This is a genomic window from Parasphingorhabdus sp. (assembly GCF_036568145.1).
Classification (GTDB): Bacteria; Pseudomonadota; Alphaproteobacteria; order Sphingomonadales; family Sphingomonadaceae; genus Parasphingorhabdus.
The window spans coordinates 65019-78792 of sequence record NZ_DATCTC010000027.1 but is presented as its reverse complement, the minus strand read 5'-3'; the positions used below and the strand labels follow the sequence as shown (position 1 = coordinate 78792).

The 13774-nt window shown below is 51.1% G+C and carries 8 protein-coding genes; 5 read left to right on the top strand and 3 right to left on the bottom strand.

Translation table 11 applies throughout. From position 1 onward, the window contains the following. Positions 1 to 52: 52 nt before the first annotated feature. Complete coding sequence (locus VIN76_RS09625) at positions 53 to 2542, bottom strand: TonB-dependent receptor (RefSeq protein ID WP_332041627.1); 2490 nt, start codon at positions 2540 to 2542, stop codon at positions 53 to 55. Between the two features lie 368 nt (positions 2543 to 2910). Further along, positions 2911 to 3915, bottom strand: a complete 1005-nt coding sequence (locus tag VIN76_RS09620; protein WP_332041626.1) for a sensor histidine kinase — start codon at positions 3913 to 3915, stop codon at positions 2911 to 2913. 452 nt (positions 3916 to 4367) lie between these two features. Here VIN76_RS09620 and VIN76_RS09615 point away from each other — a divergent pair, with 452 nt between their 5' ends. The 5 genes from VIN76_RS09615 (at position 4368) to VIN76_RS09595 (ending at position 12645) form a co-directional block, all read left to right on the top strand. After that, a complete protein-coding gene (locus VIN76_RS09615; protein ID WP_332041625.1) occupies positions 4368 to 5597 on the top strand; it encodes a ferredoxin reductase family protein in 1230 nt (409 codons plus the stop codon). A 421-nt stretch (positions 5598 to 6018) separates the two neighbouring features. Continuing rightward, positions 6019 to 7056 carry an N-acetyltransferase DgcN gene (dgcN, locus tag VIN76_RS09610; protein ID WP_332041624.1) on the top strand — a complete coding sequence of 346 codons (1038 nt, stop codon included), beginning with the start codon at positions 6019 to 6021 and terminating at the stop codon, positions 7054 to 7056. Beyond that, on the top strand, positions 7014 to 7997 hold the full coding sequence (gene dgcA, locus VIN76_RS09605; protein WP_332041623.1) for an N-acetyl-D-Glu racemase DgcA: 984 nt from the start codon (positions 7014 to 7016) through the stop codon (positions 7995 to 7997). The genes dgcN and dgcA overlap by 43 nt, the downstream gene beginning before the upstream one ends. Positions 7998 to 8095: 98 nt before the next feature. Beyond that, on the top strand, positions 8096 to 9697 hold the full coding sequence (locus VIN76_RS09600) for an N-acyl-D-amino-acid deacylase family protein (protein ID WP_332041622.1): 1602 nt from the start codon (positions 8096 to 8098) through the stop codon (positions 9695 to 9697). Between the two features lie 113 nt (positions 9698 to 9810). Beyond that, on the top strand, positions 9811 to 12645 hold the full coding sequence (locus tag VIN76_RS09595) for a TonB-dependent receptor domain-containing protein (RefSeq protein WP_332041621.1): 2835 nt from the start codon (positions 9811 to 9813) through the stop codon (positions 12643 to 12645). Between the two features lie 54 nt (positions 12646 to 12699). On the opposite strand, the gene VIN76_RS09590 is transcribed toward VIN76_RS09595, so the two are convergent. Continuing rightward, positions 12700 to 13581 carry a LysR family transcriptional regulator gene (locus VIN76_RS09590; RefSeq protein ID WP_332041620.1) on the bottom strand — a complete coding sequence of 294 codons (882 nt, stop codon included), beginning with the start codon at positions 13579 to 13581 and terminating at the stop codon, positions 12700 to 12702. Between the last annotated feature and the right edge of the window lie 193 nt (positions 13582 to 13774).

Genomic DNA, 13774 nt, shown 5'->3' with positions numbered 1-13774 from the left:
GCAGCCTGTGCGTGACGGCTCCACCGAACCATCACGCACAGTCATTTTTTGATTAGTAACGCACGGTTGCTTGCAAGCTCACTGTGCGCGGGAAAGCGCCATATCCCATTGCATCGCTAGGTATGGCCGCGTTGGTTCCCGTTCCTGACCCGGTTAACGGTGCTGAACCACCGCCTGTAAAATAGAACTTGTCGGTAAGGTTTTTACCGATAAGCGCGAGTTCCCAGCTATCATCACTGGCGCCGATGCGGATGCCCGCATCAAGAATAGCATAGGATGATTGCCTTGTTGCCGGATCACCGAAAGCCGATCCAAGGTAGGAACTGCTATAACGCATGTCGACGTTGGTGCCTAGTTTCAGGCCTGCTGACACTTCGGTGTCATAAGAGACGCCAGCAGTGGCCGTCCATTTTGGCGCCGACGCAGTGCTAACGCCGCTAAGGTCTTGAAGGGGCTGTCCGCTTGGAGCGATTGTGCAGCCCGCCGCGATAGACTGGCCTGAATAGCAAGGAGCGATAAAATCCAGATAGCGGGCATCGCTGTAATTCAGGCTACCACGCAATCTGAGTCCAGGAACAGCATATGGCGCATATTCCAATTCCAATTCAACACCTTCGGTGCGTGCTCCGCCTGCATTGTTGGTAATATATGCAAATGTCTGGGCATTAAAATAATCAATCTGAAGGTCTGTATATTTGAAATTATAATATGTCACATTGGCGCGAACTTGATTGTCCAACAGATTGGATTTGACGCCAAATTCAAATCCCTTGCCTTTTTCAGGGTTAAAAATAAGATCCTGAGACGCGTTTAGCGCCAGGGCGGAGTTGATCGCACTGTTGGAGTAACCTCCTGACTTATAGGCTACCCGGTAGGCACCATAGAGCATCAAGTCCTGGGTCGGCTTCCAGCTCAAGGTGAAATCAGGTGACCAATCATTGAATGTCTGATCACCATAGAGAGTCCCGTTCACAGGCGCACTTTGGGGGACAAAAATCCCTGTAAGGGCAGCGTTAACATAGGGCTGGGTGAACCAACTATCCTTGGTCTCATGAATATAACGAACGCCCGCTGTTGCCTCTAGCGTTGGTGTGATTTCCCACATCACCTGACCATATCCCGATAGCGTTTCACCATCAGTTAACGACTGTTTGGAATAGGCAACGTAGCGATTTTGCGGAGAGGCAGACGAATCTTCGATATTCGAGAACATCACAGCCTGATAAAATTTCCTCTTGGTTTTCTGGTACAACGCACCAACCATCAAATTCACAGGTGCATCAAAGTCCGTGAGCACGCGCAATTCCTGGCTGAATGCATCATAGCTGCTATCTTCCGTTGCCCAGACACCGCCGCTGAAAAAGTCGCAATCACAAGTAAACTGGTTATTGTTCCAGTTATAGTTGGTGATGGAACTGATCGTTATATCATCAAGAGCATATTCGATCGTGCCAGTAACTGCCAACGATCTATATCTGTTGTACAATGCGCCATCATCGCGAGCATAAGGGAAATTTTGCGCAATATCGGTTGGAATATTATTCTGATGGATAACGAAGCCACCGTCACAAGGGTAGTTGGGAGCAATGCTGGATTCGCCCGTGGGGCACTTAACAGGCGCATAGTTCCAGCCATTACCAACCGTGCGATTATAGGAACCAGAAGCTTTAAGGTTCACAGTCAACCGGTCATCCGGATCATATTTCAGGGTCACACGACCAATCAACTCGCGCTCCTGAGGCTGATCGGTTGCTGCCGGTGCCGCAGTATGAGGAGTGGTAACGCCGGTGGCCACATCAAATGTCGGATAGGGGTTCGCTTCTTGTATGTTGGTGTAATATCCGCCCCACATGCGTGAGCCACGCACCGCTACCCTTAACCCCAGATCATCGGTCAACGGCTGTGAAAGAATGGCTTCTGCATATGCCTTTTCTCCGGCGAACTCATAGCCGACGCGGCCAATAAATTCCGGGTCCGGTCCGGGGTCCGCAGTAGTCAGAGAAATAACACCAGCGGTAGCGTTTTTACCAAAAAACAGTGATTGAGGACCTTTGAGGACTTCCGCCCGTGCAAGGTCGAAAAACCCTTCATTGATCACACGGCCTTGCCCATAATAGACACCGTCTACGACCACAGCGACCGATTGTTCGATCCCGATTGAAGTGGCAGATGATCCGATCCCGCGCATAGTGAGCTGAGCGCCCGCACCATTTGATGCGCGTGCTATTGTGAAGTTAGGCGTTGATGCAGCGATCTTTTCAAGGCTCGTCAGATCGCGTTGCTGGATTTCCTCGGCAGAGATTGCCTGCACTGCGACCGGGATCGTCTGGACCGACTCTTCGCGGCGGCGGGCCGTCACGACAATCTGGGTAAGTCCGCTGCCCTGTGAAGCCTCCTGTGCATAGTTATCGTCTGATGCTTCGGGGACTTGCTCGGTATCCGTTGCGGTCTGAGCATAAGCCGCTGTCGGGGCTACCATCATGGCGGCCACTAGTGATGTTCCATAGAATAAATTTGTACGCAATGCGGATTTCGCCATCATGAATCCCCTCCTGGTTATATTTGCTGGTTATATTTAAATTTATGCAGTTTCAGGGAAGCTATCCGACCTGATCAGGATTTGCGCCTAACAAATTAAGCTATCAAAATAATGAGCGCGGCGATGCCTTGCCGCAGAATAGCAGTGCAGATTGCGTCACCATTTATCGTTGATTATCGCTGATAGGAATCGAGGCTGGCATGAAAACCGTGTGGCCAATGTGATTTCCTCGCACTAATCGCCGACTGATAGCGATCTTGCTGTAGTGCGAGCATCAGAACAAAGGTAAACTTCTATCGTCTGCGCCTAAACTGCATCCACCAAAGGTTGCGAGTCAGCATCATTTACTTCGGTTTTCTTATGGGTGATTGTTACAATGGTTCCGGGATTACCATCGGCAATAGCTGTATGCGCTTGGAGTTGGCGTGAGATCGCTTCGACAATGCTAGTTCCCAGCCAGCAACTGCAGGCGGACCACTAGTTTTAATCCCTATACCATTATCCGCGACAATCAGGGTCCAGCCTGTTGGGTCATTCTTATATGATACAGTTATTTTTCCGCCAGAATCTTCAGGAAAGGCATGCTTGAGAGAGTTGATGACAAGCTCCGTCACAATTAAGCCGAGGCTGATTGATGTGGCTGACGGGACGATCGTATCGTCGCTATCGACAATGATCGAAAGTTCGTCCGGATAAGCTATCATAGATGCGCCGATGCTTTGGCACAGCTGGGTTAAATAGGGCCGCAGCTCAACGTCGTCAGTGCCCGTGGCGGTAAGGTGCTTCTGGATGGCCGCGACTGAGAGCACACGATTATGTGCCATTTGCAGGTGGCTGCGAGTCTCGTCGTTGGCGACGCGCCGTGCCGATTGCATAAGAACTGAGGCTATTATCTGAAGGCTGTTCGCGACCCTATGCTGCAATTCCTTCATCAGCATTACATTGTCCGCGATAAGTCCGTCTTTAACCTTTTCCGCAGCGCGAGCATCAGTTTGATCGATAACTGACAAGAGCAGTCGCGTACCATCTGCATCATCGTATTGGAGTTTGTGTGCGGATAACTCCAGACGGTGGATGCCGGAACCATCGCCAGCCACAAGGTCCATTTCGTATTTTTCAATATCAGCCCCGCCTGAGCTAGTCGCCGATAAAAGCGATTTCAACCTTGGTAAATTCCATTCACCATCTCCCATCGCCAGAATCGAGCTGCCGGTGACCAATTGAGGATCAAGTGCAAATGCCTGGCAAAAGGAAGCGCTGGCGGCGATTACAGTTAAGTCACTGTCCAGCAAGAGCAGGGGTGTATCGGAGGTCACTACCATAGACTGAGCGAGACTTAGTCCGGGATCGCCATGGGGTGTCGTATCGTTGTTCATTGGGGGCCCTTCCAAACACGAACAGGTAACTCGCTAGTCAATTCCAAGCAGCAGCTCCTAAAGAGCAATTATAACAACTCAGATCGGGGCAGTTTGCTTCGCAAGGTATTTCCTCGCTGTCGCTGATAGTAGCATGTATCGCTTCACAGAGCGCATGAATTATTAGAAATGCTAGACCCTACCTGAATTTAAAATATCAAATGATTACTATCGAACATAACATACTATATCCTCTTTTATGCGAATTATAGCCCACCTGTCTGTACGAAGATAGTATTGGCCGGTAGATCACTGCAGAACGCGGAGACGTGAATCGCCGGAGCGATGTAAATCCGTTGAAAGCTTGACGATACCAGGCATTCGGATGCATGCAGGGCCTACTGCTCGCCTTTCATAGCTGCAACCACGGAGCCAAACCCACTATGAAGTCATGGCAAGCCGTTATTGCGATCGTGGTAGTTAGCTTGATCCTGACTCTGCTGGAGGTCCCTTCGGAAACCTGGCCGAGTCTGGCGACTCTTAGCCTGGCTAGCGGGATTTCAGCTCTGGCGCTTATGGCCTCTGCAGCCATTCTGGCTGCGCGCTGGCAAGTGATCGAAGGAATATTCGGCGGACTGGACCGGGTATATGACGCTCACAAGTGGCTTGGTGTCTGGGCCCTTGTATTGGCCTCGGTGCATCTTCTTTTCAAAGCAGGGGATCCGCTGTGGCAGGTCGAGCCGATTCTCGGATTGCCACCTGTCTGGACGCGGTTTGTTCGGCAGGCCAGCTTTGTTGCGCTGATGGGAATCGTGATCCTCGCACTGAATCGGAACATTCCATATCGTGTGTGGCGCTGGTGGCACCGCTTGTCGGGTCCGCTCTTCCTGGTCGTTATCGCGCACTGGCTCAGCATTAAGTCGCCTGTGGGACTGAGCAGCCCCGCCGGACTGTGGCTGACTGGCTTGTCGGCACTGGCTGTGATCGCCGCCGCCTACAAGCTGCTGCTTTATCCGCTGGTGGCGCGGCATGGCCATTATAAGGTCGTCAACGTCTCGCGCGGATCCGCTGCGGCCGAAATCGAGCTCGAACCCGTAAGCCACCGGGCCCGTTTCCATGCAGGTCATTTCGGATTTCTGCGAATGAGGGTTGATGGACTACGCGAGCCGCATCCTTTCACGATTGCATCGGCACCTTCCGGCGAAGGGAGGATCAGCTTCGTCATTCGGGCTCTTGGCGATTATACCACTGAGCTCGTCTCCAGGGTCGAGCCGGGTATGCACGCCGATGTCTATGCCCCATATGGCCGCTTCGAGCGGAAACCGGAGTGCAAGCGCGAAATCTGGATCGGCGGCGGCGTCGGAATATCGCCATTCATTGCATGGATGAGGGATGAGGAAGCAAGCCGATTCGACCAGGTGACATTGTTCTACTTCTATACGCCAGGACGGGCTTTCCCGGATGTGTCGGTACTCCAGGCCATGGCCCAAAAGCGCGGTATCGAGTTCGTACCGGTTTCGACCGGGCCGGCATCGGAGGCTTTCACCGGGCGTTTCGACGAGATCGTGAACAGCACCGATGTCTCGTCGCTCGATATCGCCGTGTGCGGTCCCAAGGGATTGCTTGGCGCGGTGCGCCGAGCAGCTAATGAACACGGTCTACCCAATCGGCTTATTCGACACGAGCTCTTCGCTTTCCGGTAAACAGAAAGTCAGGGGCTCGGGAGCAAAGGCCGCAGACTTTCGGACTGTGTGTGCTGGGAAACAGAACCTAATTAGCCGCCTGCTTAGACAAAGCATTGAGCGGTTGATTGCACATACGCCGCTCGGCTTCAGTTGCATAGAAGTTAGAGGAACAGAAACCTCCATAGTCTTTTCGATATATTGAGGTTCTATTTCTCAATTGCAGGACCCTGTAAGCCGACGGAAATTAAAGTGTCATTGCTAACACCATGATGGAAAGTCGCCTGATAATTATCGCTGGATATTTTTATAGGCAGAAACTCACCCCAAAAGCTTAGCTCTCTTTCCTATACAGAGGGGTTATACCGTTCGTATTGCATATGATGTCACCACCGGAGGCAAATATCCTAAGAAGGGGCGAACTCTAACAACGGTCGGAACAATGATAGAAACTCCATATTTACTTTACCTTGGGTCCACATCAGATCCGTTATCAATCAAGACTTCCCGTGGAATCGCGATGTTTCGCCCTGACGATTGCGTAGGCGAATTTGTGCATGAGGAAAACTCTCTGACCCTTGGACTGCCTCAAATGGGATTTTCACAGGCCGTTCAAGCTGGTGCAAAAACACTGATCCTTGGGGTCGCCAGTGCGGGGGGCGCGCTTACCGAAGAACTTATAGCTGATGCCGAAGCAGCGCTTAACGCAGGGTTGGACGTCGCATCAGGATTACATAGTCGATTGCGCGATATTCCAAGGCTTGCAGAAGCAGCCACGCGCAATGGACGCCGGTTGATTGACGTACGCGACCCCACAATGAAATTGAAGGTAGGAACCGGGGCATCGCGCCAGGGACTACGTCTTCTCACTGTCGGGACCGATTGTTCGGTAGGAAAAATGGTAACCACGCTCTGCATTGAACAAGCGATGCAGGCTCGCGGTTACCTGGCAGATTTTCGTGCGACCGGCCAGACAGGTATAATGATAGCCGGGTCGGGTGTTCCGGTGGATGCCGTTATTGCTGATTTTATTTCCGGATCAATCGAGCAGCTTGCACCAGAGAGATCCGATGGAGGCTGGGACCTCATCGAAGGGCAGGGGTCTTTGTTTCATCCGTCTTTCGCCGGAGTCTCCACCGGGCTTTTGCATGGCGCCCAACCCAGTGCGATTGTCATTTGCCATGAACCGACGCGCAAACACATGCGTGGACTTCCGCATTTTCCAATGCCTTCCCTTGAGCGCACAATCGCAGCGAACCTTGAGCAGGCACGCCTTACGAGCCCAGACGTAGTCGCGGTGGGAGTTGCGGTTAACACCTCGATGCTAGCTGAAAAGGAAGCGCGGGATATGTGTGATAAAATTGCGGAAACCACTGGTTTGCCTTGCGTTGACCCCTACGTCCATGGTGCCGATTTAATAATTGACAGGATTGAAAAATGCTTCGCCATCTCTCCGCCATTCACGCCCCTTTCCACCTAAAACGACCCTTCCGCATTTCCCGCGGGATTAAGTCGGTAGCCGACACAATTTTCGTGGAAATTCGTGAGGGCAAGAATATCGGTCGCGGTGAAAGCGTGCCTTACTCTCGATATAACGAGACGATTGAGGGCGTGCTTGCTCAGATCGAATCCATTCGTGGGGAGATAGAGGCTGGCGCTGACCGTGCTTATTTAATGGAGATCATGCCTCCGGGAGCAGCCCGAAACGCACTGGATTGTGCGCTTTGGGATTTGGAAGCGAAGCAGACTGGCGTATCAGTTATTGAGCGGATCGGTTGGGATAGTCTTAAGCCCATTTCTACTGCCATAACCGTTTCTCTAGATACACCCGAAAACATGGCAAAGGTTGCACGGCAGTTGAGTGATGTGCCCTTGCTAAAAGTAAAGGTCGATGCTTGCGATCCAATAGCCGCTGTGCGCTCTGTACGTGAAGCCGCGCCGAACCCTCGGATAATAGTCGATCCAAACGAAAGCTGGTCAATCGAACAGCTGGCATTATGGCAGTCCGGGCTTTTAGAGCTGCGTGTCGACCTACTTGAGCAGCCATTGCCCGCTGAAAATGATGCACAGCTGGAAGGTTTCGATGCACTTATTCCACTCGCGGCTGATGAATCTGGTCATGTTGCTGATGACCTTGCTCAACTTGCCCGGCGGTACGACTATGTGAACATTAAACTTGATAAGACCGGCGGCTTGACTACCGCACTTGCGATGCTTGAGGCGGCCGAACGCGAGGGGCTCGGATTAATGGTAGGATGCATGGTCTCAAGTTCGCTTTCAATCGCACCCGCCCTAATACTCGCGCAGCGATGCGCTTTTGTCGATCTGGACGGCCCTACTTGGCTTATGGAGGACTTCAAAAATGGGGTGAAAGAAAGTCGCGGGATTATGACTCCCCCTGAGCCCGGTTTTTGGGGATAGATATACCTTTGGTTTATACCGCACTGCACAAAAATCATTGGCTTCAGCATGACTAAGGGTCAAACTGTAAGTAATTTAATAATCAAACGGGGACTATTATGAAAAGTAAGATTTCAAAAACGGCATGTGCCGTGACAAGTTCGCTGGCATTTGGGTTGCTATTTAACACCCTTGCTGCGGCTCAAGTCCCTGAACCCAACACATCAGCAGACATCCTTATAACAGGCGGAACCATTTATCCTGGCGGAGCTGATCCGTATGTTGGCGATATCGCTATTTCAGATGACCGGATTGTCTTCGTCGGGCCAAGATACTCCGGGACAGCTTTGCGAACTATCGAGGCTAAAGGCATGATTGTTTCGCCAGGTTTCATAGATACTCATACACATGTAGGCGATGCACTAAGTTCTGCTCTGCCCGCCGCACGGTTGGTAATGCCCTTTTTAACCCAAGGCGTAACCACCGCATTTATTGGCGTCGATGGAGGAGGTGAAACAGATATATCTGCCGTTTTCGGTAAAGCCACAGGGCGTGACTACGGTATCAATTTCGCAAGCTATGTTGGACTGGGGGCATTGCGGAAGAATGTGATCGGGAGCGAAGATCGTGCTCCGACCAAAGCTGAATTGACCCAGATGGTGACGATTGTGGACGAGGCCATGTGTCAGGGAGCGCTAGGGCTTTCTACAGGCTTGTTCTACGCGCCTCAGAGCTATGCCAAGGAAGGTGAAGTTGTCACCTTGGCGAAGGTGGCGGCTAAACATGGCGGTGTCTATGATAGCCATATCAGGGATGAATCGAGTTACACGGTAGGACTCGAAAGTGCCGTATCCGAGGCGCTAAGCATCGGAAAAGAGGCCGGGATTCCAGTCCATATTGCGCATATCAAAGCTTTGGGAGTTGATGTCCATGGCAAGGCATCCACTATCATTGGAGCGATAGAGAAGGCTCAATCTGCTGGGCAGGTCGTTCATGCAGATCAATATCCCTGGTCAGCTTCCGGCACAGGGCTTGATGCAGCGCTGCTGCCTCGATGGGCTCAGGATGGTGGTCGCAAATCAACTTTGGAGCGATTTGACGACCCCCCGCAGATGGCAAAAATTAGAACAGAGATGACTGACAACCTGCGGCGGCGTGGTGGTCCAACTTCACTGTTGATTACCAGCGGTCCAGACGACGTCAAAGGCAAGACCCTGGAGGAGATCGCGACAGAAACGGGAGCTGACCCAGTGCAGGCGGCGATTGATTTGTTGCGGCGGTTTGACCTTAGCGTTGCCTCGTTCAATCAAGATGAGGCAGACATTGCCACCTTTATGAATCGGCCTTGGGTTATGACGAGTTCGGATGCGTCAAGGGGCCACCCGCGTTACTACGCCAGCTATGCTCGAAAGTACGACACATATGTGAAGGACCGTAAGGTAATCAATCTCAGGCAGTTCATCGACCAGAGCACTTCAGTACCCGCAAAATCTTTCTCGCTGGAAGGCCGAGGAACGCTTTCAAAAGGCGCATTTGCTGACGTGGTGGTCTTTGACCCGGAAACTTATGCCCCGCGGGCAACATTTGTCGAGCCGACGCTTTTCTCGACGGGTGTGCAAACTGTGTTGGTAAACGGTGTGCTGGCAATCGACGAAGGGATGCCCACGGGTACGGCAGCAGGTCGGCCATTGCCGCGGAAGTCAGGGGTCAGTGGATGCTAAGTATCAATAAAATTATTATACAATAGGAGAGTATATATTATTTTAATAGATGCATTTACTCCAAATAATATGGCGAAATGAATCTTATTAGTTAAGTAAAAGGGAGTTTAATAATGTCGGGTAAGATTATCATTTCACATATAGCACTGGCAGCAAGTCTACTTTCTGCGCCTAACGCCATAGCGCAGATTGAGACAGGAGATTTGCCAGACGATAGTCAGCAAACCCAGGAAGAGGCGACCGCGCCGATTGTAGTAACCGGGACGCGAATCCAGCGAGATGGGTATAGCGCACCCACTCCGCTGACCGTATTAGGTACAGAAGATATTGAAGCAAGCGCACCAGCAAACGTGGCTGATTTTGTAAACGAAATTCCTTCAGTAGTCGGCAGTGCCACTCCAGCTAACTCTAATCTCAACATGAGTTCGGGAACTTCCGGCCTCAATACTATCAATCTTCGCGGGCTGGGCTCCAGCAGGACACTCGTTCTCCTCAATGGGCAGCGATCGGTCGGATCGGCACTCGGGGGACAGGTCGACGTTAATACTTTTCCGCAAGGCCTAATTTCCGGAGTTGAAGTCGTAACTGGAGGCGCGTCTGCTGCCTATGGTTCTGATGCGGTTTCCGGCGTGGTAAACTTCATTCTTGATGAAAAATACACAGGTTTGAAGACTAGTGCTGAGGTTGGTATCTCAACATACGGTGATGCTGCCAATCGCAAATTCGACGCCACTTTCGGAACGCCGTTTGCCGATGGAAGAGGCCATATTCTTCTGAGCGGCGAGATAGCAGTCCGTGACGGCCTGCATGGTGTACCGAGAGACTGGAATAATAAGGGTTGGTATCAGATAACCAATCCTTCCTATGCACCAGGAAATGGCCAGCCAGAGCGGCTAATCACCGATAAGGCTGGTCTCAGCCTTGCGACGCCGGGTGGCCTAATTACCGCTGGGTCTTTGCGCGGCACTTACTTTGGCAATGGCGGGGCGATAGGGCAATTGGATTTCGGTACAGTCAGTGATCCGTGGCTTGTCGGTGGTGACTGGCAACTTACTCAGGTCAACAACACCCAGTCACTGGACCCCGAAGAGAACCGAAAAAATATCTTTGGCCGGATCAGTTATGAGGTTGCACCTTGGCTGAACGTGTTTGCTCAGGCGAGCTATTCCCGATCAGTCAATAGCGGACAGTTGGGCATCCATCGCAATCAAGGTAATGTCACAATTCAGTCCGATAATGCTTTTCTACCAGATAGCATCCGGACCCAGCTTCTTGCCGCAAATGAGACCTCATTTCGGTTTGGGACGACAAATGCAGATCTGGGCATTCGGGCGAACAAGACAAAGCGCGGGGTACAACGTTATGTCGTCGGAGCGGATGGTGAATTCAATCTATTCGGGAATGTTGCTCGCTGGGATGCATATATCCAGAAAGGTATTGCCAAAACGCGGGAATCAGCGATCGGAATCGCGAACAACACGCGACTCACTCAGGCAACCGATGCTGTGTTCGCGCCGGCCGGGAATAGTCTGGGTGTAGCCGCAGGCACGATTGTTTGTCGTTCCTCGCTAACGAACCCTGACAACGGCTGTATCCCCCTAAATCGTTTCGGGACCAACGTTGCCGACTCTGATGCAGTCGATTGGATCTTGGGTGATCCCTACCGTTTGCAGCGGTTCGAGCAAAACGTCTATGCTGCCAATCTATCTTTCGACGCTTTCGAGTTACCGGCTGGGTCAGTTGCTATTGCCGTCGGAGGTGAACACCGAACTGAAGAGGTGTCCGGTTATGTCGAAGAGCGTTATCAGTCAGGCTGGTTTGCAGGCAACTTTTTGCCAAGCTTTGGTGATTATTCTGTCACCGAAGGATATCTGGAGTTGCTTGTACCCGTTTTCGACAGTCTTGACCTAAATGCTGCAATTCGTGCGACCGATTATTCGACGTCGGGTTTTGTCACGACTTGGAAGGTAGGCGCGAGCTTCGAACCAATCGAGGGGCTTCGTTTCCGCGCTACGCGCTCGCGCGATATTCGGGCGCCTAATCTGGCCGAACTGTTTACGGCTGGTTCTACTCGATCAAATACTGTCCTTGATCCGTTCAACGGCAACCAGTCGGTGCCTTTTTCCGGAACCGTGACGGGTAACCCCAATCTGGATCCTGAAAAGGCAGATCAATGGGGTGCGGGCGTAATTTTCCAGCCATATTTCCTGCCGGGCTTTTCTGCCTCGGTAGATTATTACGACATCAAGATAAATGATGCTATCGATTCACTTGATGCTCAAATTATCATTGACCGGTGTTTTGAGGGCGTAACCCAATATTGTAATGCTATAGTGCGGGGACCGAATGATTTCGGTACAAACCTGCAGATTTTTGAAAGCCCCTTTAACTTTGCTTCGCAACGCGCGCGCGGGCTTGATTTTGAGACCTCTTATCGCACCAATATTGGTTCCGGTTCTCTAGTCCTTCGCGGAATAGCGACTCTCTACCTTGAAAACACTGTCGATAATGGGTTGGATCCAGCAGTTGATATCGTTGGAGAAAACAGCAGCGGTGGCAATCCAGAATTTCTGTATAGATTAACTGCATCTTATGCAAACGGGCCGCTACGTCTCAACCTTATTGGACGCGGAATCAGCTCTGGTACATATGACAATAGTTTTGTTGAGTGTACCACTGCTTGTCCGGAATCGACTTCAACTGCACGAACAATAAACACCAACCATATTGATGGTGCGTTCTATCTTGATGCCTCGGTTTATCATGATTTTAATTTCGGATCGTCTGACCTCACCTTGTTCGTTTCGGTGTCGAACCTTCTGGACAAGGATCCTCCGGTAGTCGCTTCAGGGCCTGCGGGAAGTGCCTATGCAACGCCAGCAACGAACCAGTCTCTTTATGATCTACTCGGCCGGTCATTTCGCATCGGTGCAAAGATCGATTTCTAACCTTTAAATTTGATATCATGAACTGGCAGGGACAGCTTTCGCCGCCCTGCCAGTTTATGCTTCGTCAATACACATGCGGAAAATATTGAGAAACTCTTGCGCCACATGAGAAAATGGTCTGCTTTCCAGTGTTATCGCAAACACGTCGAAAGCCAGCGTCGGTTGCAACGGGCTAAATACCAGAGCGTCGTCGACCGTTGCCTGTGCGGTAAAATTATCCAGTACCGCCATACCGATTCCCTTCCGAACGAGGGCGGAACCGATATAAAATGTGCGCGCAGAAACAACTTCGTTCAGCTCGATACCGCTTCTCCCCAATTCGCGTCGAAGCAAATCGCCAATCGGGCCACTTTGTGCGAGGCTTATAAACTTCTGATTACAGACTTGCTTTAAGGAAACTCTTTCAGGTAAATTCGGTAGATCATCTCGGCGATACAGCAGCCCTAGTTCTCCCTCACCAAGCCAGTTGGAAATAACAGGTAATCCCGGCGGCGCTTTATAGGCGATAACGATATCAGCCTCTCGTTCATACAGCGCGCGAGCGATCTCCTCGTGATGCACTGTTTGAAGGTCAAAGTAGACGTCAGAGTGTTTTTCAGAAAATAAACTAACTGCTCTTGGAAGGATCTCGAGTGCAAGTGAGGGTAAAACAGATACGCGCAATGATCCGCTGCCACTACGGAGGTTGCGAGTCACCTGACGGAGAGAGGAGACACGTTCTTGAACATCGGCCACCTCAATAAAGAGCGTATGTGCGTCTTCGGTCGGAACAAGTCTGCCGCCACGTCTGTCAAATAAAGGGAAGCCCAATTGCTGCTCAGCATGCTTCAATGTTTTTGTAACAGCTGGCTGGGATATATTGAGCGCTCGTGCAGCAGCACTGACTGTACCATGTAGATAAACGGCGTGAAATATTTCAATGTGACGCAGACGCATGTTTTTACCTACCGGTTTAAATTGGTGCCCACGGGCTCTCGTTTTTTAACGGAACTGCACACCACTATTTTTTAAGCTAGTCTTTGACCTGGCAATGGCATCATTAAAATTTCTCGTCAAAATATAACTCAGGGTTATGCCCAAACATGGAAAAGACTCTAGTATGAAAATTGACTGTTGCTACGCTGCATTA